20 protein-coding genes are annotated in these 20,273 nt (G+C 71.7%); 4 read left to right on the top strand and 16 right to left on the bottom strand.

What is annotated here, in order from left to right; genetic code table 11:
• Positions 1-256: 256 nt before the first annotated feature.
• The 3 genes from ACZ434_RS29630 to ACZ434_RS29620 form a co-directional block, all read right to left on the bottom strand.
• Positions 257-1,320 (bottom strand): IS630 family transposase gene (locus ACZ434_RS29630; RefSeq protein ID WP_468461212.1). Its coding sequence is split into 2 segments (ribosomal slippage): positions 257-874 and positions 877-1,320, totalling 1,062 coding nucleotides; the frame shifts between segments, so codons are not numbered across the junction.
• Positions 1,321-1,705: 385 nt separating this feature from the next.
• On the bottom strand, positions 1,706-3,034 hold the full coding sequence (locus tag ACZ434_RS29625) for a class I SAM-dependent RNA methyltransferase (RefSeq protein WP_468461210.1): 1,329 nt from the start codon (positions 3,032-3,034) through the stop codon (positions 1,706-1,708).
• 77 nt (positions 3,035-3,111) lie between these two features.
• Positions 3,112-5,157, bottom strand: coding sequence for an APC family permease (locus ACZ434_RS29620; RefSeq protein ID WP_468461208.1), 2,046 nt, complete (start codon positions 5,155-5,157; stop codon positions 3,112-3,114).
• Positions 5,158-5,647: 490 nt separating this feature from the next.
• Here ACZ434_RS29620 and ACZ434_RS29615 point away from each other — a divergent pair, with 490 nt between their 5' ends.
• Entirely contained in the window at positions 5,648-6,319 is a 672-nt protein-coding gene (locus ACZ434_RS29615; protein WP_468461206.1) for a potassium channel family protein, read from the top strand.
• Positions 6,319-6,987 carry a potassium channel family protein gene (locus tag ACZ434_RS29610; protein WP_468461204.1) on the top strand — a complete coding sequence of 223 codons (669 nt, stop codon included), beginning with the start codon at positions 6,319-6,321 and terminating at the stop codon, positions 6,985-6,987. The genes ACZ434_RS29615 and ACZ434_RS29610 overlap by 1 nt, the downstream gene beginning before the upstream one ends.
• Positions 6,988-7,052: 65 nt before the next feature.
• Here the strand turns inward: ACZ434_RS29610 and ACZ434_RS29605 are convergent, their stop codons facing one another.
• From ACZ434_RS29605 to ACZ434_RS29570, 8 genes are all read right to left on the bottom strand, one after another.
• Positions 7,053-7,817, bottom strand: a complete 765-nt coding sequence (locus tag ACZ434_RS29605) for a DUF3159 domain-containing protein (protein ID WP_468461202.1) — start codon at positions 7,815-7,817, stop codon at positions 7,053-7,055.
• Positions 7,818-7,820: 3 nt separating this feature from the next.
• Entirely contained in the window at positions 7,821-8,219 is a 399-nt protein-coding gene (locus ACZ434_RS29600; RefSeq protein WP_078903143.1) for an OB-fold nucleic acid binding domain-containing protein, read from the bottom strand.
• A gap of 119 nt (positions 8,220-8,338) precedes the next feature.
• Entirely contained in the window at positions 8,339-9,019 is a 681-nt protein-coding gene (locus tag ACZ434_RS29595) for a response regulator (RefSeq protein ID WP_468461199.1), read from the bottom strand.
• Positions 9,016-11,577: a DUF4118 domain-containing protein gene (locus ACZ434_RS29590; protein WP_468461197.1), complete on the bottom strand. Its 2,562-nt coding sequence runs from the start codon at positions 11,575-11,577 to the stop codon at positions 9,016-9,018. The genes ACZ434_RS29595 and ACZ434_RS29590 overlap by 4 nt, the downstream gene beginning before the upstream one ends.
• 63 nt (positions 11,578-11,640) lie before the next feature.
• Positions 11,641-12,333, bottom strand: a complete 693-nt coding sequence (locus ACZ434_RS29585) for an ABC transporter ATP-binding protein (protein WP_468461195.1) — start codon at positions 12,331-12,333, stop codon at positions 11,641-11,643.
• Positions 12,334-12,659: 326 nt separating this feature from the next.
• Positions 12,660-13,409 (bottom strand): DUF3710 domain-containing protein, encoded by a 750-nt coding sequence (locus ACZ434_RS29580; protein ID WP_468461193.1) that lies wholly within the window; start codon positions 13,407-13,409, stop codon positions 12,660-12,662.
• Between the two features lies 1 nt (position 13,410).
• The gene (gene dut / locus ACZ434_RS29575) at positions 13,411-13,974 is read right to left on the bottom strand and encodes a dUTP diphosphatase (protein WP_468461191.1); all 564 of its coding nucleotides are present in this window, start codon (positions 13,972-13,974) and stop codon (positions 13,411-13,413) included.
• Complete coding sequence (locus tag ACZ434_RS29570; RefSeq protein ID WP_468461189.1) at positions 13,971-14,555, bottom strand: PaaI family thioesterase; 585 nt, start codon at positions 14,553-14,555, stop codon at positions 13,971-13,973. The genes dut and ACZ434_RS29570 overlap by 4 nt, the downstream gene beginning before the upstream one ends.
• 58 nt (positions 14,556-14,613) lie before the next feature.
• Between ACZ434_RS29570 and ACZ434_RS29565 the strand changes: the two genes are divergently transcribed.
• Positions 14,614-15,066 (top strand): DUF3093 domain-containing protein, encoded by a 453-nt coding sequence (locus ACZ434_RS29565; RefSeq protein ID WP_468461187.1) that lies wholly within the window; start codon positions 14,614-14,616, stop codon positions 15,064-15,066.
• A 166-nt stretch (positions 15,067-15,232) separates the two neighbouring features.
• On the opposite strand, the gene ACZ434_RS29560 is transcribed toward ACZ434_RS29565, so the two are convergent.
• The 4 genes from ACZ434_RS29560 to ACZ434_RS29545 all read right to left on the bottom strand — a co-directional run bounded on the left by ACZ434_RS29560 (position 15,233) and on the right by ACZ434_RS29545 (position 18,746).
• Complete coding sequence (locus ACZ434_RS29560; protein WP_468461185.1) at positions 15,233-16,141, bottom strand: hypothetical protein; 909 nt, start codon at positions 16,139-16,141, stop codon at positions 15,233-15,235.
• 13 nt (positions 16,142-16,154) lie between these two features.
• Positions 16,155-16,451 (bottom strand): DUF4193 domain-containing protein, encoded by a 297-nt coding sequence (locus ACZ434_RS29555; RefSeq protein ID WP_003993510.1) that lies wholly within the window; start codon positions 16,449-16,451, stop codon positions 16,155-16,157.
• Positions 16,452-16,845: 394 nt separating this feature from the next.
• The gene (locus ACZ434_RS29550) at positions 16,846-18,087 is read right to left on the bottom strand and encodes a sensor histidine kinase (protein WP_468461183.1); all 1,242 of its coding nucleotides are present in this window, start codon (positions 18,085-18,087) and stop codon (positions 16,846-16,848) included.
• A gap of 5 nt (positions 18,088-18,092) precedes the next feature.
• A complete protein-coding gene (locus ACZ434_RS29545) occupies positions 18,093-18,746 on the bottom strand; it encodes a response regulator transcription factor (RefSeq protein ID WP_007387794.1) in 654 nt (217 codons plus the stop codon).
• Positions 18,747-19,188: 442 nt separating this feature from the next.
• Here ACZ434_RS29545 and ACZ434_RS29540 point away from each other — a divergent pair, with 442 nt between their 5' ends.
• Positions 19,189-19,362: a hypothetical protein gene (locus ACZ434_RS29540; protein WP_015657365.1), complete on the top strand. Its 174-nt coding sequence runs from the start codon at positions 19,189-19,191 to the stop codon at positions 19,360-19,362.
• A gap of 92 nt (positions 19,363-19,454) precedes the next feature.
• Here ACZ434_RS29540 and ACZ434_RS29535 read toward each other — a convergent pair whose 3' ends face one another.
• Positions 19,455-20,270, bottom strand: a complete 816-nt coding sequence (locus ACZ434_RS29535; RefSeq protein WP_468461181.1) for an inositol monophosphatase family protein — start codon at positions 20,268-20,270, stop codon at positions 19,455-19,457.
• Positions 20,271-20,273 lie beyond the last annotated feature (3 nt).

Here is a 20,273-nt window from a genome sequence, read left to right as displayed (position 1 = left end):
TACGTCCAGGGCATGCCACGGGCAGAAGGCGACAAATCGTCACATCCGGAGCTCAGCAGGCAAACCGCCCACCTCGAGACTTCTCAAAGACCCTGGGTCCCCATCCCAGTGCCCCCTTCGAAACCGTGCCGATCGCGGATCGGAGGCGTGCCTTCGAGATTGTGGCGGTGTACCCGGCGGAGGTGGCAGCAGTCTCGCGGGGCCGGCGCGAACTTCACGAGTTGATGCTGCTACTGACCTTGAATGCGTGATGTCGTCATGGTGGCTGGCGCCGGAGGCCGGTGCCGGTAAGGCAGCCGTCGAGGACGCCGGGGCGGTACTGGAGCTGGCGTAGGCCGCGCCGGACGGCGGTGATCAGATCGTCAGGGTCGGCGAAGGCACGATTGGCCGTGGTGGTGCGTCGTAGGACGGACCAGATGCCCTCGACTGGGTTGAGGTTGGGTGCGTAGGGCGGCAGTTGGAAGACGGTGAGCCAGTCGCGGTCGGCGATGTAACGGCGCATGCCGGCTGTCAGATGAGTGTTCAAGTTGTCCCAGACCAGCACGATCGGGCCGCCGAGCTGCTGGTGGGCGGTCTGGATCAGGTCGCGGTAGTCCTTCCAGGAGAAGCTCTTGCGCCCGTCGGGCCGGGCGTCCGGGCAGGGCCGGTAGATCAGCCGGGAGGGTTCGCCGGACTTGTAGCAGGCCAGGGCGGCCACCGATAAGCGGCGGCGGGAGCGGCCCCGGACGCGGATCACGGGGGTGTGGCCGCGGCGGGACCAGGTGCGGGTGGTCGGCGGCGTCATCGAGAATCCGGCTTCGTCCTCGAAGACGAGCCAGGCGTCGAGCGCCGCCACGGTTCTTCCACGCTCGGCCAGGTCTCCTTCACCCAGCCGGCCACCGCCGCCTCGTCCCGCTCGAGTGCCCGGCGGGCGGGGACCTGGCAGCTCCAGCCGTGCCGCTTGAGCAGGGCGGCCACCCCTTGCACGGTGTAGCTCTTGTGGAACCGGCGCCCGATCAGCGTCTTGATCCGCGACAGGGTCCAGGTCTGGTCCGGCCAGCCGTGTGCCACCGGCCCCTTGGCCAGTTCCCGCTCGAGCACGGCGAACAGTTCGTCACTGAGCAGCGGCAGTGACGCCGGACCTTTGGAGGCCAGGGCCCGGGGCCCGTTCTGCGACCAGGCTCTGCGCCAGCGCTGAACCGATCGGACGCTGACCCGCAGGTCGTGCGCGATGACCGAGTTCTCATCGCCCTGGGCGAACCGCTCGGCCGCCTCCATCCTCAACTTTTCGCGGAAGACCCGCCGTTCACCGGTCAGTCCGCCCCCTTGCGCATACCTCATGCAGTCGGCATACCGCAGGGATCACGAGGCGTCAGCCCCTACGACACCACGCTTTGAGGGTCAGTAAGCGTTGGAAGATGGCAAAAACGAGCCAGGCTCGTCGGATTTCCACTACGGCGAGATGAAGATGCGCCGGCACGACACCGAAGCACCTCTGGGCAAGCAACTGCTCCTGAGCGTGCACTGGACAGTGGCCGGATAAGAGTTGCGGGTCGTTCGTGCCCTCACCTCCGCAGGAGGACTCCGGCCCACCGCCACCGCAGGAAGAACCAACTGACTCCCCATCAGAACGAGCGTCAAATGAGCGTCACGAGCGTCATTTCAGCGTCAAGATATCGCCCGTAACGCACACAACGCACATAATGCGCACGGACAAAACCGCAGGTCAGGAGCCCTTTGCGGCCGGTTCAAGGATGGCGACACACTCCACATGGTGGGTCATCGGGAACAGATCGAACACCCGCAGCGTCCGTACCCGGTACCCCCCGTCCCGGAAGTACGCCAGGTCGCGGGCGAGTGCCGCCGGGTCGCAGGCGACGTAGGCGATCCTGCGGGCGCCGAGGGACGACAGGTGTTCGACCGTCTTGCGGCCGGCGCCCGCGCGGGGCGGGTCGAGGACGACGAGGTCGACCTCGGTGATGCCGGTGCGGGGCAGGACCGATTCGACCTTGCCCTGTTCGATGCGGACGCGGGGGAAGTCCGCGAGGTTGTGGCGGGCGTCCTCGACCGCGCGCTTGCCGGACTCGATGCCGAGGACCGCGCCCGCGTCGCCGACCCGGTCGGCGAGGGCGCCCGCGAAGAGGCCGACGCCGCAGTAGAGGTCGAGGGCCATGTCGCCCTTGCGGGGCAGCAGGCCCTGCATGACGGCGGTGACGAGGGTGTCGGCGGCCTTCGGGTGGACCTGCCAGAAGCCGCCGCCGGCGACGCGGTGGGTGCGGCCGTCGGCGCGTTCGCGGACGAAGGGGCGGCCGTGGACGCGGTGGAGCTGTCCGGAGCGCTCGTCGATGCGCATGACCGAGACGGGGCGGTCGAGCTCGACCAGGGGCAGGCGGGCGCCCGGCTTGGGGGTCAGGACGACCTGGCGGTCCTGGGAGCCGGTGGCCGCGATCGCCTCGACGGAGTCCATGCCGGTCCAGTCGCGCTTCTCGATGCCCAGCTCGCTGACACCCTCCGCGGCGATCATGCAGTGGTCGATCGGCTCCACCTCGTGCGAGCGGTGCCGGCGCAGCCCCGCGCGGCCGTCGGCGGTCACGGCGTACTGCACGCGCGTGCGCCACGCCGGGACCTGGCCGGCCGGGACCTTGTCGCCCTCGGCCGGCATCACGGTGCCGTCCCAGCCGGCCTCCTCCGGGGTGAGCCCGGCGAGGCGCCGGAGCTGCTCGGCGACGACCTCGCCCTTGAGGCGCCGCTGGGCGCCGGGCTTGGCGTGCTGCCAGTCGCAGCCGCCGCAGCGGCCGGGGCCCGCGAACGGGCAGGGGGCGTCGATGCGGTCCTTGGAGGCGTCCAGCACCCGCACCGCGTCCGCGCGGAGGAAGCGGGCCCCCTCCTCGCCCTCGGTGACCTGCGCGACGACCCGTTCACCGGGCAGGGCGTGCCGGACGAAGAGGACCTGGCCCTCGGACGTACGGGCGATGCAGTGGCCGCCGTGGGCGACGGGGCCGACCTCGACCTCGTACTCCTCCCCCACCAGTGATTTCCTCGGTTCTGCCTGCATGGCGGGGTGACTCCACAACATCGGGAACGGGCGGGCCCCCGGGGCCCGTGGGCCCGGGGGAACAACAGCCCACCAGTCTACGTGTGCGGGGAGGAGTCCTTCGCCCGCTCCTTGGGGCCCCGGCGCACCGAGCCGGGGGCGGCCCAGTCCTGGCGCCTGCGGGCCCGCTTCTTGGCGGCCTCGGAGGATTCCAGCTGGTAGGGCACCGAGGTCACCATCACGCCCGGGGTGAACAGCAGCCGGCCCTTGAGGCGCAGCGCGCTCTGGTTGTGCAGCAGGTGCTCGTACCAGTGGCCGACCACGTACTCGGGGATGATGACGGACACCACGTCGCGCGGTGCCTCCTTGCGCACGCTCTTGACGTACTCGATCACCGGGCGGGTGACCTCGCGGTACGGGGAGTCGAGCACCTTGAGGGGTACGTCGATGCCGCGTCGTTCCCATTCGTCGCGCAGGGCCCTGGTCTCGTCCGGGTCCACGTTGACGGTGAGCGCCTCCAGGGTGTCGGAGCGCAGCAGCCTGGCGTAGGCGAGCGCGCGCAGCGCGGGGCGGTGGATCTTGGAGATGAGGACGACGGAGTGGACCCGGGAGGGCCGCACGCTGTCGTCGGTCGGGGCGTCCGGGGCCGCGATCTCCTCGGCGACGCGGTCGTAGTGCCTGCGGATGGCCGTCATGGTCGCGTAGAAGATGCACATGCCGAGCAGCGCGACCCAGGCGCCGTGGGTGAACTTGGTGACGAGTACGACGACCAGGACCAGGCCGGTGAAGAAGGCGCCGAAGGTGTTGATGGCCCGGGAGCGGATCATCTGACGGCGCTTGGTCCGGTCCTTCTCGGTGGCCAGCAGGCGGTTCCAGTGCCGGACCATGCCGGTCTGGCTGAGCGTGAAGGAGACGAAGACGCCGACGATGTAGAGCTGGATCAGCCGCGTGGAGTCGGCGCCGTAGATCCACACCAGCAGTCCGGCGGCGCCCGCGAGCAGCACGATGCCGTTGGAGAAGGCGAGGCGGTCGCCGCGCGTGTGCAGCTGGCGGGGGAGGTAGCGGTCCTGGGCGAGGATCGAGCCGAGCAGCGGGAAGCCGTTGTAGGCGGTGTTCGCGGCGAGGAACAGCACCAGCGCGGTGGCGGCGGCGAGGATCATGAACAGGAGGCTGCCGTGGCCGAAGACGGCCTCGGCGACCTGCGAGATCACCGGGTCCTGGACGTAGTCGGGGCCGAGCGGCACACCGTCGTGGATCAGGTCCGTGGCCGGGTTCTCCGCCATGCGGACGTCGGTGGCGGAGGCCAGCGCGATGATCCCGCAGAACATGGTGACGGCGAGCAGGCCCATCATGGCGAGCGTGGTCGCGGCGTTGCGCGACTTGGGCTTGCGGAAGGCGGGGACGCCGTTGGAGATCGCCTCCACCCCGGTGAGCGCGGCGCAGCCGGAGGAGAAGGCGCGCAGCATCAGGAAGAGCAGGGCGAAGCCGGCGAGGCCGGGGTGTTCGGGTTTGATCTCGAAGTCGGCGGTCGGTGCCCGCATCTCGTCGCCGAGCACGACCGCGCGGAAGGCGCCCCACGCGAGCATGAGGAAGACGCCGGTGACGAAGATGTACGTGGGGATCGCGAAGAGCGTGCCCGACTCCCTGACCCCGCGCAGGTTCATCAGCGTCAGCAGCACGATCACACCGATCGCGCAGGCCACCTTGTTCTCGACGATGAACGGGACCGCCGAGCCCAGGTTCTCGATGCCCGCGGAGATCGACACGGCGACCGTGAGGACGTAGTCGACCAGCAGGGCGCTGGCGACGGTGAGGCCGGCCCTGGGACCGAGGTTGGTGGTGGCGACCTCGTAGTCGCCGCCGCCGCTCGGGTACTCGCGGACGTTCTGGCGGTAGGAGGTGACCACGGTGAACATCAGCACGACGACCGCCACGGCGATCCAGGGGCTGAAGTGGTACGCCGACAGGCCCGCGATGGACAGGACCAGCAGTACCTCGCCGGGGGCGTAGGCCACGGAGGACAGCGGGTCGGAGGCGAAGACGGGGAGGGCAACGCGCTTGGGCAGAAGCGTTTCCCCGAGCCGGTCGCTGCGCAGTGCGCGCCCGATGAGAATACGTTTGGGCACGTCGGTCAGTTTGGACACAACTGAGGATCGTAAGCCGTCGCACCGGGTGCGACCCACCCACCACCCCAATCCATACGGCGTCCTTACGCCGTCTGCCCTCCGGGTGAAATCACCGGCGGCCGGGGCGCGGATTCCGCAGGTCGCAAGAGTTTCATGCCTATATGACTAGCCACTCGGCCGTAGTCGCCACGTCCCGTGGAGGTCCCATGCACGCGACCGCAGAACTGATCGGCGCCGCGGCCGCGCTCGTCGTGCTCGGCATCCTCACCGTGGCGAGCGTGCGCAGCATCACGCGTCGCTGACCGCTCGGAGGCGGACCGGGCGGCTGCGGATACGTTGGACCCGGCACGGCCCGACCCCGGAGGGCGTCGGGGCCGCCCTCCCCCGGCATGATGTTGCCCGGCGGCCCGCTCGTGGGCCGCGTTGTCCCGCCGGGCGAGCCGAAAGAGAGACATGAGCACGAAGGTCATGAAGGTCGAAGGGCCTGCAGGAAGCGCGGTGTGACGCGATGCATATTGTCATCATGGGCTGCGGACGGGTTGGTTCCGCCTTGGCCCAGACCCTGGAGGAACAGGGCCACACGGTCGCCGTGATCGACCAGGACCCCACCGCCTTCCGCCGGCTGGGCTCCACGTTCGGCGGCCGCCGGGTCACCGGCGTCGGCTTCGACCAGGACACCCTGCGCGAGGCGGGCATCGAGGACGCGGGCGCCTTCGCCGCCGTCTCCAGCGGCGACAACTCCAACATCATCGCCGCGCGGGTGGCCCGCGAGATGTTCGGCATCGAGAACGTGGCCGCCCGTATCTACGACCCCCGCCGCGCGGAGGTCTACCAGCGCCTCGGCATCCCCACGGTGGCGACCGTGCGCTGGACGGCCGACCAGATGCTGCGCCGGCTGCTGCCGTCGGGCGCCGAACCGCTGTGGCGCGACCCCACCGGCGGCGTCCAGCTCGCCGAGGTGCACACCTCCACGGCCTGGGTGGGGCACCGGATCAGCAGACTGCAGGACCACACGGGGGTGCGGGTGGCCTTCCTGACCCGGCTCGGCGAGGCCATCCTGCCCAGCTCGCAGACCGTGCTGCAGGAGGGGGACCTGGTGCACGTGATGATGCGCACCGATGAGATCGACCGGGTCGAGGCGGCGTTCGCCAAGGGGCCCGAAGAGGAGGGCGGTCACTGATGAGGGTCGCCATTGCCGGAGCCGGCGCGGTCGGCCGCTCGATCGCGGGCGAGCTGCTGGAGAACGGCCACGAGGTCCTGCTGATCGACAAGGCGCCGACCGCCATCTCGGTCGAGCGGGTCCCGATGGCGGAGTGGCTGCTCGCCGACGCCTGCGAGATCACGTCACTGGACGAGGCGGCGCTCCAGCGCTGCAACGTCGTCATCGCCGCGACGGGCGACGACAAGGTCAACCTGGTCGTCTCCCTGCTGGCCAAGACCGAGTACGGCGTTCCGCGGGTCGTCGCCCGGGTGAACAACCCGAAGAACGAGTGGCTGTTCAACGAGTCCTGGGGGGTGGACGTCGCCGTCTCCACCCCGCGGCTGATGTCGGCCCTGGTGGAGGAGGCGGTGAGCGTCGGCGACCTGGTCCGGCTGCTGCGCTTCAGCCACGGTGACGCCAACCTGGTGGAGCTGACCCTGCCGGAGGAGTCGGCGCTGGCCGGCACCCAGGTCGGGGACGTCGAGTGGCCGCAGGACACCTCGCTGGTGACCATCATCCGCGGCACCCGCGTCCTGACGCCGACCCGTGAGGACTCCCTGGAGGCCGGCGACGAACTCCTCTTCGTGGCCGCGCAGGCGCGCGAGGAGCAGTTGGAGGACCTGCTCTCGGTCCGCAAGGAGGCGTAAGGAGGCGTAAGGCGAGAAGAGGGGGGCGCCCGGAGATCTCCGGGCGCCCCCCTCTTCCGTGCGGACTAGGACTCTCGGCGGTGACGGCCGGCCGTCGTGGTCCCGCCGTCCTCCCGCGCGGCGGCGGCCTTGCGCTCCTCCTCCGCGCGTTCCTCCGCCTCCATCTCGGCGAACACGTCGATCGGCGGGGGCGCCTTCGCCAGGAACACCCAGGTCAGATACACCGCGAGCAGGAACGGCGGGATCTTCAGCGCGACCAGCACCCAGCCCAGCTGGGTGGTGTCCGCCCACCAGTACAGCGGGAAGAGGATCGCGCTCTTGCCGAGCAGGATCAGCCCCCAGGCCCAGCTGGCCTTGGTGTATGCCTTCTTCCGTCCGGGGTTGCGGGTCCGCCAGGAGAGGTTCTCCCGGAAGACCGGGCCCAGCATCAGACCGATCAGCGGGACACCCGCCATCGCCGTGACGATGTACGCCAGCGCCAGGCCCAGCGTGTAGAGCATGCCCGGCAGGTAGAAGTCCTTGGCGTTGCCGGTCATCATCGCGAAGACCACACCGAAGGCCACGCCGAAGACACCGCTGAAGGCGTGCTTGACGGTGTCCTTGCGGGCCAGCCGGACCACGACCATCACCAGCGCCACGGCGAGCGCCGCGATCGCCGACATGTGCAGGTCCTTGTTGACCGTGTAGATGCTGACGAAGAGGAGCCCGGGCAGCACCGTCTCGACCATGCCCCGCACCCCGCCGAACGCCTCGAACAGGGCGGCCTCCGTCACCGCCCGGGCGTCGTCCGCGGATGTGTCTTCGGTTGTCGGCTTGTCGAGTGACGTCACCGGCTACTCCCGTCCGAGGGGTCTCAGTTCGTATTTCGGATTGAACAGCACGCGGCGGCCCCGGCTCATCGAGATCCGGCCCGATGCGATCAGCCTGCGGCCCGGCTCGATCCCCACGATGGAGCGCCGTCCGAGCCACACCACGTCCAGCGCGGCGGAGCCGTCGAACAGCTCGGCCTCCAGGGCCGGCACTCCCGCGCGCGGCCGCAGCGTGACCGTGCGCAAGGTACCAGTAACCGTCACGATCTGCCGGTCCTGGCAGTCGCCTATCCGCGTACAGCCGGCGGTCTCGGCGTCCTCACGCAGCTCCTCGGACTCCAGGTCCTCCTGAGACGAGGAGAGCCGGTCGAGCATGCGCCGGAACCGGCCTGCCGGCTTCTCGGGACGAGGAACAGCACTCATATCTGAAGCGTACCGGGGTGCACTGACGGTTACGTACCCCCTGCTTCCCCGGCCCGAACCGGCCGCCGCCGGCCGTCCGTCGGCCGTCAGGGCACGCTGCCCCGGCAGCCCTCACTCCTTCACTTCTCGAAGCGGTAGCCCATGCCCGGCTCGGTGATGAGGTGCCGCGGATGTGACGGATCCGCCTCCAGCTTCCGCCGCAGCTGCGCCATGTACACGCGGAGGTAGTTGGTCTCCGTCCCGTACGACGGCCCCCACACCTCCCGCAGCAGCTGTTTCTGCCCCACCAGCCGCCCGCCGGCCCGCACCAGCACCTCCAGCAGATGCCATTCGGTGGGGGTGAGCCGTACGTCCCTGCCCTCGCGGTTGACCTTCTTGGCGGCCAGGTCGACGGTGAACGCGGCGGTCTGCACCACCGCGTCCCCCGCGTCGCCGGCGGGCTCCGCGCGGCGCACGGCGGCCCGCAGCCGGGCCAGGAGCTCGTCCATGCCGAAGGGCTTGGTGACGTAGTCGTCGGCGCCCGCGTCCAGTGCCTGGACCTTCTCGTCGGAGGCGTGCCGCGCGGACAGCACCAGGATCGGCACCCGGGTCCAGCCGCGCAGCTGCCTGATCACCTCGACGCCGTCCATGTCGGGCAGGCCCAGGTCGAGGACGACCACGTCGGGTTGGTGCGCGGCGGCCGCGCGGAGGGCCGCCGTGCCGTCCTGGGCGGAGTCGACCTCGTAGGAGCGGGCCTTGAGGTTGATCACGAGGGCGCGCACGATGGCCGGGTCGTCGTCGACCACCAGCACACGGGTCATGAGAGCTGCCTTTCCGGTTCTGCGGGTGGTGCGGTCTGCCCGTCCGGTACGGGTTCGCGGTGCGTTCCCGCGGCGCGCAGGGTGAGCGCCATGGTGAGACCGCCACCGGGGGTGTCCTCGGCGTTCAGGGTGCCGCCCATGGCCTCGGCGAAGCCGCGGGCGACGGCCAGGCCGAGGCCGACACCGGCGCCGCGCGGGGCGTCGCCGTGCCGCTGGAAGGGTTCAAAGATACGGTCCTTGGCCTCGTCGGGGACGCCGGGGCCGCGGTCGACGACCCGTACCTCGACCCGGTCGGCGAGGGCGCTGGCGGCCACCAGGACGGGCAGTCCCGCGGGGCTGTACTTGACGGCGTTCTCGATCACGTTGGCCATCGCCCGCTCCAGCAGTCCCGGATCGACGGCGACCATGGGCAGGGCCTCGGGTATGTCCAGGGCGACGCCGGTCTCGGGCACCCCGCCGAGCGCCATCGGCACCACCTCGTCCAGGTCGATCTCGCGGATCAGGGGGGTGACCGTGCCGGTGCGCAGCCGGGACATGTCGAGCAGGTTGCCCACCAGGTGGTCCAGGCGGTCGGCGCCGTCCTCGATGCCCTCCAGCAGTTCGGCCCGGTCCTCGGGCGACCACTCGACGTCCGCGGAGCGCAGCGAGGTGACGGCCGCCTTGATCCCGGCGAGCGGGGTGCGCAGGTCGTGGCTCACGGCGGCCAGCAGGGCGGTGCGGATGCGGTTGCCCTCGGCGAGGGCGAGGGCCCGGTCGGCCTGCTCGCGCAGCCGGCGGCGGTCCAGGACGACGGCGGCCTGCGCGGCGAAGGCGCCGAGGACCCTGCGGTCCTCGGCGGGCGGCACCCGGCCGGTGAGCGCCAGCGCCATGTGGTCGCCGACCGGTACCTCCACGTCCGCCTGCTCGGGCCGTTCCACCGGCCGTCCCCGGCCCGCGTGGCCCGCGCAGGTCCAGGGTTCGACGTCGCCCGCGCGTTCGAGCAGGGCGGCCGACTCCATGCCGAAGGTCTCCCGGACCCGCTCCAGCAGGTCCTCCAGGCCGGTCTCGCCGCGCAGTACGTTGCCGGCGAGGAAGGAGAGGATCTCCGACTCGGCGCGCAGCCGGGCCGCCTGGTGGGTGCGCCGGGCCGCGAGATCGACCACGGACGCCACCGAGGCGCCGACCCCGACGAAGATCACGATGGCGATGATGTTCTTCGGGTCGGCGATGCTCCAGGTGTGCAGGGGCGGGGTGTGGAAGTAGTTCAGCAGCAGGGAGCCGGCCGCCGCCGAGGCGAGCGCCGGCCACAGCCCGCCGAGCAGGGCCGCCGCCACCGTCAGCGTCAGGAACAGCAGCATGTCGTTGGCGAGTCCCAGGTCCACGGCGCTGAGCAGCACCGCCAGCGTGGCGGGGCCGCCCGCGCCGACCGCCCAGCCCCAGGCCAGCCGGGAGCGCCCGAGCCGGGCACCCCGGGCGCCGGGCAGTCCGCGGCCCTTGGCGGCCTCCTCGTGGGTGACGATGTGCACGTCCAGGTCGGGTCCGGAGTCCCGGGCGACGGTCGCGCCGACGCCGGGGCCGAAGACGTACCGCCAGGCCTTGCGGCGCGAGGAGCCGAGGACGAGCTGGGTGGCGTTGGCGCCGCGCGCGAAGGCGAGCAGGGCGACCGGTATGTCGTCGCCGACGACGTGGTGGAAGCTGCCGCCGAGGTCCTCCACGAGGGTGCGCTGCTCGGCGAGTTCCTTGGGCGAGGCGGCGGTGAGCCCGTCGCTGCGGGAGATGTACACGGCGAGCAGTTCGCCGCCGGCGCCCTTCTCCGCCAGCCGCGCGGCGCGCCGGATCAGGGTGCGGCCCTCGGGTCCGCCGGTCAGGCCGACGACGATCCGCTCGCGCGAGCCCCAGATCGCCGAGACCCGGTGTTCGCTGCGGTAGCGCTGGAGGTGTTCGTCGACCCGGTCGGCCACCCACAGCAGGGCGAGTTCCCTGAGCGCGGTGAGGTTGCCGGGGCGGAAGTAGTTCGACAGCGCGGCGTCGACCTCGTCCGGCTGGTGGATGTTGCCGTGCGCCATGCGGCGGCGCAGCGCCTCGGGGGTCATGTCGACCAGCTCGACCTGGTCGGCCCGCCGCACCACCTCGTCCGGTACGGTCTCCGGCTCCCGTACGCCGGTGATCGACTCCACGACGTCGCCCAGCGACTCCAGGTGCTGGATGTTGACGGTGGAGAGCACGTCGATCCCGGCGGCCAGCAGTTCCTCGACGTCCTGCCAGCGCTTGGCGTTGCGGGAGCCGGGGGCGTTGGTGTGGGCGAGTTCGTCGACCAGGGCCACCTGGGGGCGGCGGGCCAGGACGGCGTCGAGGTCCATCTCCGCGACGGCCGCCCCGCCGGGCCCATTCTCCACGTACGGGATCCGTTCCAGGCCCTCCAGCAGCGCCTCGGTGCGCGGCCTGCCGTGCGGCTGCGCGAAGGCGATCACGCAGTCGGTGCCGCGCTCCGCGCGCCGGTGTGCCTCGGCGAGCATCGCGTAGGTCTTGCCCACGCCCGGTGCCGCGCCGAGGTGGATCCGAAGCCTGCCACGTCCCATGCCCTCATTGTCCCGGGCCCTGCCCGCGGGGCGGGCGCCGGGGCCCGGCCGGCCCGGCCGGGCTCAGGGTTCGACGATCTCTCCGTCGCTCAGCTCCAGCACGCGGTCGGCGAGGTCGAGCAGGGTGGCGTCGTGCGTGGCGACGAGCGCGGTGACGTGCTCGCTGTGGACGACCGCGCGGAGCAGCTCCATGACGGCGTGCCCGGTCTCGGCGTCGAGCTGGCCGGTCGGCTCGTCGGCGATGAGGAGGGAGGGGCTGTTGGCGAGGGCCCGGGCGATGGCGACCCGCTGCTGCTGGCCGCCGGACAGCTCGCCGGGCCGCTGTGCCGCGTGGTCGGCGAGGCCGACGAGGGACAGCAGCAGTTCGACGCGCTCCTCGCGCTCGCGCGGGTCGGCGCGGCGCAGCCGCAGCGGGACGCCGACGTTCTCGGCGGCGGTGAGGATCGGGAGCAGGCCGAAGGACTGGAAGACGAAGCCGATCCGGTCCCGGCGCAGGGCGAGCAGCCCGTTCTCGTCCAGCTCCGCGAGGTCGCGCCCGTCGACGTGGACCCGGCCCCGGTCGGGGGCGTCGAGGCCGCCGACGATGTTCAGCAGCGTGGTCTTGCCCGATCCCGAGCGTCCCTTCAGGGCGACGAGTTCGCCGCGCGGGACGTCGAGGGAGACGCCGCGCAGCGCGTGGACGGCGGCGGCTCCGGTGCCGTACGACTTGTGCACGTCCTCGACGCGCACCATGGTCTCGGTGACCACCTGACTCATCGGCTGCCCTCCCCGTGGACCGGGCGCCAGTATCCCTGCCCGGCACCTGGTCGATCAATGGCCGGGGACGGGGGGACGGGTGGGCGGGGTGGACCGGGTGGGCGGGCGCTGCGGCGGGACGGGACGTGCACCGCGCACGCCCGTCCGTGTGCGGGCCACCGCGGAGCCGGGGCAGTGGACCGGACCCGTACGACGTCCGCCCGGGGTCGTCCATGCACGAGTACACGAGTGCACGTGTGCACGTGGCACGTGAAAGGGCCGCCTCCCCGTGCGGGGACGCGGCCCTGGCCGGCTCCGGCTGAACCGGGCCGTTCGCGGGGCGCCGGCTAGCGGACCTCGGTGATCTCCGGTCCGCGCTGGAGCTGGCCCATGCCGCCGGCGAAGCGGGAGCCGCCCTCCTCCTGCTGCACGTTCTCGGGGACCATCTGCGCGTCGTTCGGCAGCTTGAGCACGATCGGGTCGCGCGGTGCCATCGGGCCCTCGCCGCGGACCACGACCGTGTCCCGGAAGATCTGCTCGAGCAGCCCGGCGGCCTGCGGCTGCACCGCGCCCTGACCGGAGATGACTCCGCGCAGGAACCAGCGGGGGCCGTCCACACCGACGAACCGCACGACCTGGTAGCCGCCGGTGCCGTCCGGCAGCTGCACCGGCACCTGGGCACGCAGCTCCCAGCCCAGCGGGCCCTCGACCTCGTCGATGATGCCGCCCTGCTGGGTGATGCCGGAGGCGATCTCCTCGCGCACCTCGCCCCAGATGCCCTCGCGCTTGGGCGCGGCGAAGGCCTGAAGCTGGATGGCGCTGTCGCGCAGCACGACGGTGGCCGCGACGATCGCGTCGCCGGCGACCTCCACCCGCAGCTCCATTCCGTCGACGCCGGGCACGAACAGCCCGCCCAGGTCGACCCGGCCCTCTCCGGGTTCGCGCACCTCGGTGCTGTCCCACGGCCCGTCGGGCCGCGGCGCCGGCTCGAGCCTCAGCCGCTCGGCCTCCTCGCCGCCCGCCTCCGCGTCGACGACCTGCTCGGCCTCGCCGGCCGCACCGTCGGCGGCATCGTTCTTCTTGCGACGTCCGAACACGTCACTGTCCTTCCCGGTCGGATACGACCGAAGCGTATCGATTCCCACCCGCTGTACCGCCCACGGCGGCCTGAACGCTTGTGCCGCTCTTACCTTCTTCCACCGCGGCATGGCCGCCGGTGGACCCGAAGCCCCCCTCGGCCCGGGCCGAGGGGGGAAGCTCCGCGACCGACACGAAGCGGACCCTCTCGACCTGCTGGACGACCAGTTGGGCAATCCGGTCGAAGCGCTCGAACCGCACGGACTCGCGCGGGTCGAGATTCACCACGATCACCTTGATCTCCCCACGGTACCCGGCATCAACCGTCCCCGGGGCATTCACCAGGGCGACGCCGCAGCGGGCGGCAAGACCGGATCGCGGGTGCACGAAGGCCGCGTACCCCTCGGGCAGCGCCACAGACACCCCGGTGGGCAGTACGGCCCGTTCCCCGGGGGCCAGTTCGCAGGCCTCGGTGGTCCGCAGATCGGCCCCCGCGTCGCCCGGGTGCTCGTACGCCGGAAGCGGTACGTCGGGGTCGACGCGGCGGAGCAGAACCTCCAGCGCGCCGGGGCGGGGCCCGCTCACGGGTTCACCTCGAAGGCACGCGCGCGGCGGACCTGGTCGGGGTCGCTCATCGCGGCCCGGATCTCCTCCTCGCGGCCGTGGTCGACGAAGTGGTCCACCTTGACCTCGATGAACAGCGCGTCGGCACGGACCGCGACGGGTCCCTCGGGACCGCCGATGCGTCCGGTGGCGGTGCCGTAGATCTTCCGGCCGGCCACCGCCGTCACCTCCGCCGACAGGTACAGCACGGTGCCGACCGGCACGGGCCGGACGAAGTCCGTCTCCAGCCTGCCGGTCACCGCGATGGTGCGCAGCAGCCAGTTGAGGGAGCCGAGCGTCTCGTCCAGGGCGGCGGCGAGCACCCCGCCGTGTGCCAGTCCCGGGGCGCCCTGGTGGGCGGCCTGCACGGTGAACTCGGCGGTGATCGTCACGCCTTCGCCGGCGCGGGCCTCCAGGTGCAGTCCGTGGGGCTGCCCGTCGCCACAGCCGAAGCACTGGCCGTAGTGGGCGCCGAGGAGCTCGCCGGGGGCGGGGGCGTCCGGGTGACGCACCGGTTGCACGGCGTCGGCGGGAGGCTGAAGAGCTGCGGAAGTACCACTCACAGGCGCAGACCTTACCCGCGCGTGAGATGCCTCCCGACACCGTGCCAAGCTTGGATCCATGCAGCTCTCCGCCACTCCGTACGAAGAACGCCTCACCGCCCCCCGCTCCTGGTGGGTGCTCTGCATCCTGACGGGGGTCTCCATGGCGCTGATCCTGCTGCCGTTCGGCACGCTGCCGATGCTCGGCGGCCTGGCCGGCGGCACCGCCGCCGCGGCGGTCGTGGCCAGCTCGTACGGTTCGGTGCGCATCCGGGTCGTGGGCGGTCATCTGATCGCGGGCGAGGCGAAGATCCCGCTGTCGGCGCTGGGCGAGGCGGAGATCCTGGACGCCGAGGAGGCGCGGGCCTGGCGGACCCACAAGGCGGACCCGCGCTGCTTCATGCTGCTGCGGGCGTACATCCCGGGCGCGGTCCGCGCGGAGATCACCGACCCCGAGGACCCGACTCCCTACGTCTTCCTGTCGACCCGCGAACCGGAACGGCTGGCGCAGGCGCTGCGAGCGGCGAGGTAGGCGCACCTCACGCCGGTCGGCGCGGCACCGGAGCCGCACGCCCGTCGCGCAGTTCCCCGCGCCCCTGGGTGAGCTGTTCTTCCGCCGGCTGGTGAGGTACCGGAGAGGCACCACCGTCGCGCAGTTCCCCGCGCCCCTGGGGGGGGCGCCGGCACGGGAGGCGGCTTCAGGGGGTCTGGGGACCGCCCAGTTCCCTGAGGACGTCCTCGGGCTGCTCCAGGGCGGGCAGCGCCGCCAACGCGTCCCACGGCACCTGGATCCTCCGCAGATCCTCCCGGATACGCGCCGCAAGCTTCCTCGTGTCCCTGCGGTTCATGACCGCCCCCACCGCCGCCCCGACCAGGAACGGCATCAGGTTCGGCAGATTACGAACCGTCCGCTTCATGATCCGCTGGCGCAGCTCGCGCTTCATCCGGCTGTTCAACGCCGCGCTCACGGTCGACGGCTTGGTGGCCTCGACTCCGCGCTCCTCCGACCAGGAGTTCAGGTACACGGTGCTGCGCTGGGCCGGCCCGCCGGGCGGCCGTACGCCGTAGACCTCGTGGAGTTCGGCGATCAGCTTGAGTTCGATCGCGGCGACGCCGGTGATCTCCGCGGCCAGTTCCGTCGGCATCGCGGGCGGTACGGGCATCATCGCCGCCGCGCCGACCCCGGCCCCGACCGTCGCGGTGGCCTTCGCGGCACCCGCCACCAGCTTGTCCGCGAGCTCCTCGGGTCCGAGCCCGGGGAACTGCCGGCGCAGCGTCGCGAGGTCGCGTACGGGCACACGCGGGGCGATCTCGATGATCCGGTCCGCCAGGTGCGCCAGCCCCGCGCGGGCGCGGGCACCGCCCTTGCGGGCGCCTTCCCGGGCCTTCTCACGGAACGCGGCGGCCCGCCTGTGCGCCACCGGCGCGGTGACCTCCAGGGACGCCGGGAGGTCACCCCGGCCGGATGCCGCTTCGAGCGAGGCCGCCCCGGAACCGGTTGAGCCTCGCTCTTGGTCACGCGTGTCGTGCTGCGGGCCCTGCCGGGGCCCTTTGTCCGCTCCCTTCGGGAAGAAGCGGCGCTTCCGCGGAGGGGTCGAGCCGGTCACGGCCGACCCCGCCTCAGTCGCAGTCGCGGCAGATCGGCTGGCCGTTCTTCTCGCGGGCCAGCTGGCTGCGGTGGTGGACCAGGAAGCAGCTCATGCACGTGAACTCGTCCTGCTGCTTGGGCAGGACCCGGACGGCCAGCTCCTCGTTCGAGAGGTCCGCCCCGGGCAGCTCGAGGCCTTCGGCGGCCTCGAATTCGTCGACGTCCACGGCCGAGGCGGACTTGTCGTTCCGCCGGGCCTTCAGTTCCTCCAGGCTGTCCGAGTCGACGTCGTCGTCGGTCTTGCGTGGAGTGTCGTAGTCGGTTGCCATAGTCGCTCTCCCCCTCTGGGTGTATGCGGTGTCTCCAGCGCACGTAACGCGTGAGAGGCCGGACTTGTGCCCGACCTGAGGCGGAGATTTTGCCTCACATCAAGGTCTGTTACTCAATCGACACCCAAACGGATCGCTCACGAGTGATCGGCTTGGATGGCGATGGGGACCGTACACGGTCCCGACGCCGCACATCAAAGGCGCCTCACCGTGTACTTCCCGTGATCAGGGCCCCCGAAAACCGGGACTTTCCCGACCTTCCGACGCGATACATGATCACGGAGAGTGGAAGTACGGGAAAACGCCCCTGTGATCGATCACACATGGGCATCCCGGACACGCGTCCCGAAAATTCCGCGCAAAGCGAACACCCCGTTGTGTCGGGGGCATGATGTCAGATCGGGAGGGTGACGCGCATCACGAGCCCGCCTCCCTCCCGCGGCTGTGCGTAGATGTGTCCGCCGTGCGCCCGGGCGACCGACCGCACGATGGACAGGCCGAGTCCGACACCCTTGTCGCTGCCGGTGCGCTCGGTGCGCAGCCGGCGGAACGGCTCGAAGAGGTTGTCGATCTCGTACGCCGGGACGACCGGGCCGGTGTTGGACACGACGAGGACCGCCTGGCCGTGCTGGACCTCGGTGGTGACCTCGACCCAGCCGTCCTCGGGCACGTTGTAGCGCACGGCGTTCTGCACCAGGTTCAGGGCGATCCGCTCCAGCAGCACGCCGTTGCCCTGGACGACCGCGGGCCGGCGCTCGCCCCGGATCACCACGTGCCGGGCCTCCGCCTCGGCGTGCACCTGGTCGATGGCCTGGCCGGCGACCTCGGCGAGGTCCACGGGCCCCCGCTCGACGATCTGGTTGTCGCTGCGGGCGAGCAGCAGCAGGCCCTCGACGAGCTGTTCGCTGCGCTCGTTGGTGGCCAGCAGCGTCTTGCCCAGCTGCTGGAGCTCCACCGGCGCCTCCGGGTCGGAGAGGTGCACCTCGAGCAGGGTGCGGTTGATCGCCAGCGGGGTGCGCAGCTCGTGCGAGGCGTTGCCGACGAAGCGCTGCTGGGCCGTGAACGCCCGCTGGAGCCGCTCCAGCATGTCGTCGAAGGTGTCGGCCAGCTCCTTCAGCTCGTCGTCCGGGCCGTCCAGCTCGATCCGGCGGGACAGGTCCGAACCGGCCACCGCGCGGGCGGTGCGGGTGATCCGGCCCAGCGGCGACAGGACCCGGCCGGCCATGGCGTAACCGAAGGCGAAGGCGATGACCGCGAGTCCGAGCAGGGCGAGCAGCGAGCGGCTGAGCAGGTCGTCCAGGGCGTGCTGGCGCTGCTCGTTGACGCAGTCGTTGAGCGCCCGGTTGAGCTCGTCCGCGGGCAGCTCGGCGCTGCGCAGGTTGCACAGGTCGCTGGAGACCTGCCCCGAGAGGATCCGGAAGGGCAGGTCGCTGCCCACGTTGAGCGCGTTCGCGGCGAGCAGGTAGATGATCGACAGCAGCATGATCCCGGCGATCAGGAACATGCCGCCGTAGAGCAGGGTGAGCCGTATCCGGATGGTCGGGCGCAGCCAGGGGAAGGGCGGTACCGGCCTGCGGGGGTCCCAGGTGGGCTTCGGGGGGGCCTGCGGGGAGGCCGGCGTGGGGGTGGCGGCCATGGCGATCAGATCCGGTAGCCCGAGCCGGGGACGGTCACGATGACCGGCGGCTCGCCCAGCTTGCGGCGCAGGGTCATCACGGTCACCCGCACCACGTTGGTGAACGGGTCCGTGTTCTCGTCCCACGCCTTCTCCAGCAGCTGCTCGGCGGAGACCACCGCCCCCTCGCTGCGCATCAGCACCTCCAGCACGGCGAACTCCTTGGGCGCCAGCTGGACCTCCTTGCCGTCGCGGAAGACCTCGCGGCGGTTGGGGTCGAGCTTGATCCCGGCGCGCTCCAGCACGGGCGGCAGCGGCACGCTGGTGCGCCGTCCGAGGGCGCGCACGCGCGCGATCAGCTCGCTGAAGGCGAAGGGCTTGGGCAGATAGTCGTCGGCGCCGATCTCCAGGCCCTCGACCCGGTCGCTGACGTCGCCGGACGCGGTGAGCATCAGCACGCGCGTGGGCATGCCGAGCTCGACGATCCTGCGGCAGACGTCGTCGCCGTGGACGAGCGGGAGGTCGCGGTCGAGGACGACCACGTCGTAGTCGTTGACTCCGATGCGCTCCAGGGCGGCCGCACCGTCGTACACGACGTCGACGGCCATGGCCTCCCGGCGCAGTCCGGTGGCCACCGCATCGGCGAGCAGCTGCTCGTCCTCGACGACGAGTACGCGCACGTCGCTTGTCCTTCCTCATGTCCCGCGCCCGCGCAGCGCCTCGGGGCGCACGCGGGCGGGGGTGCTGGTGGGTGTGTTGCCTCCATCCTGCCCTTTTCGGCCGTAAGTCGGCTGTAAGGCGGGAGAACGGCCGGTGACGGGCGGCGGGGCCACGGGGGAACGTCCGGGCGAACGGGCCGGGGGTACGAGATTTTCTCGCGCGCCGAGGTTTCCGCGGAAGAGAGCTTGGGGAGGACGGGTTTACATCCCGCGATCACGCTCTGCATGTACCGCACCACCATGCGGTGCGACGCAGTCCGCTTCCGCAGAGCGGGGCGTGGATGTCCGGCACCGCGGCCGCCCGGCCGGGTGGCGCCGGGCATCCGCTTCGGACGTGATCGTCCCTTCCCAACGGCACACCCCCGTGCCACCGACCCACCGACCCAGGACGAGGGGGCGCAGCATGGACGCATTCACCGCAGGACTTCTGCAGCGCATAAGGGCGACCGAGTCCGATCTCACGCGGGCTCGCGACGAGGGCGACGACTTCCTCGTCGAAGTGGAGCAGGGCGAACTCGACGACCTGCGTCGCCTTGCCGCCGAACACGGCGTGGAGGTCGGCGCGTACAGCGTCTGATCGGCTCGTACGCGAGCGGGCCCCGGCGAATCCAGCGCCGGGGCCCGTTCGTGTGCGTCCCCGCGCCCCGAAGGGCGCGGGGACCGTCCCGCTCAGTCGTGCCAGGCTCCGAAGTCCTCCAGGAGCCGCTGGAGGGGTCCGAAGACGCCCGGACTGGCGGCGACCGTCAGGTCGTACGCGGGGCCGGCCCCGGGGCGGCCGCCGGTGAGCGCGCCCGCCTCCCGGGCGATCAGGTCGCCGGCGGCGAGGTCCCAGGGGTGCAGCCCGCGCTCGTAGTAGCCGTCGAGGCGGCCCGCCGCGACGTCGCACAGGTCGATCGCGGCCGAACCGCCACGGCGGATGTCCCGCAGCAGGGGGATCAGCCGCCGCGCCACGTCGGCCTGGTGGGCGCGGACCTCGGTGACGTAGTTGAAGCCGGTCGAGACCAGGGCCTGGTCCAGGGGCGGCGAGGGCCGGCACCTCAGCTCGCGCTCGCCCTCCCACGCCCCCGTGGCGTACGCCCCGCCGCCGCGCACCGCGTGGTACGCCTCGCCGCGCATGGGGGCCACCACGGCCCCCACCACGGTCTCGCCGTCCTGCTCGGCGGCGATGGACACGGCCCAGGTGGGCAGGCCGTACAGGTAGTTCACCGTGCCGTCGAGGGGGTCGATCACCCAGCGGACGCCGCTGCTGCCCTCGGTGGAGGCGCCCTCCTCACCGAGGAAGCCGTCCTCCGGGCGGCGCTCGGCGATCATCGTGGTGATCAGCTTCTCCGCCGCGATGTCCATCTCGGTGACGACGTCGATCGGGCTGGACTTGGTCGCCGCGACCGCGAGGTCGGCCGGGCGGCCGTCCCGCAGGAGCTCGCCCGCGCGGCGGGCCGCCGCCCGGGCCAGTTCCAGCAGTTCCGCGTGCAGGGGGTCGGTCACGGG

The sequence above is a fragment of the Streptomyces sp. NPDC030893 genome (assembly GCF_055571535.1).
This window is presented reverse-complemented; position numbering and strand designations above follow the sequence as displayed.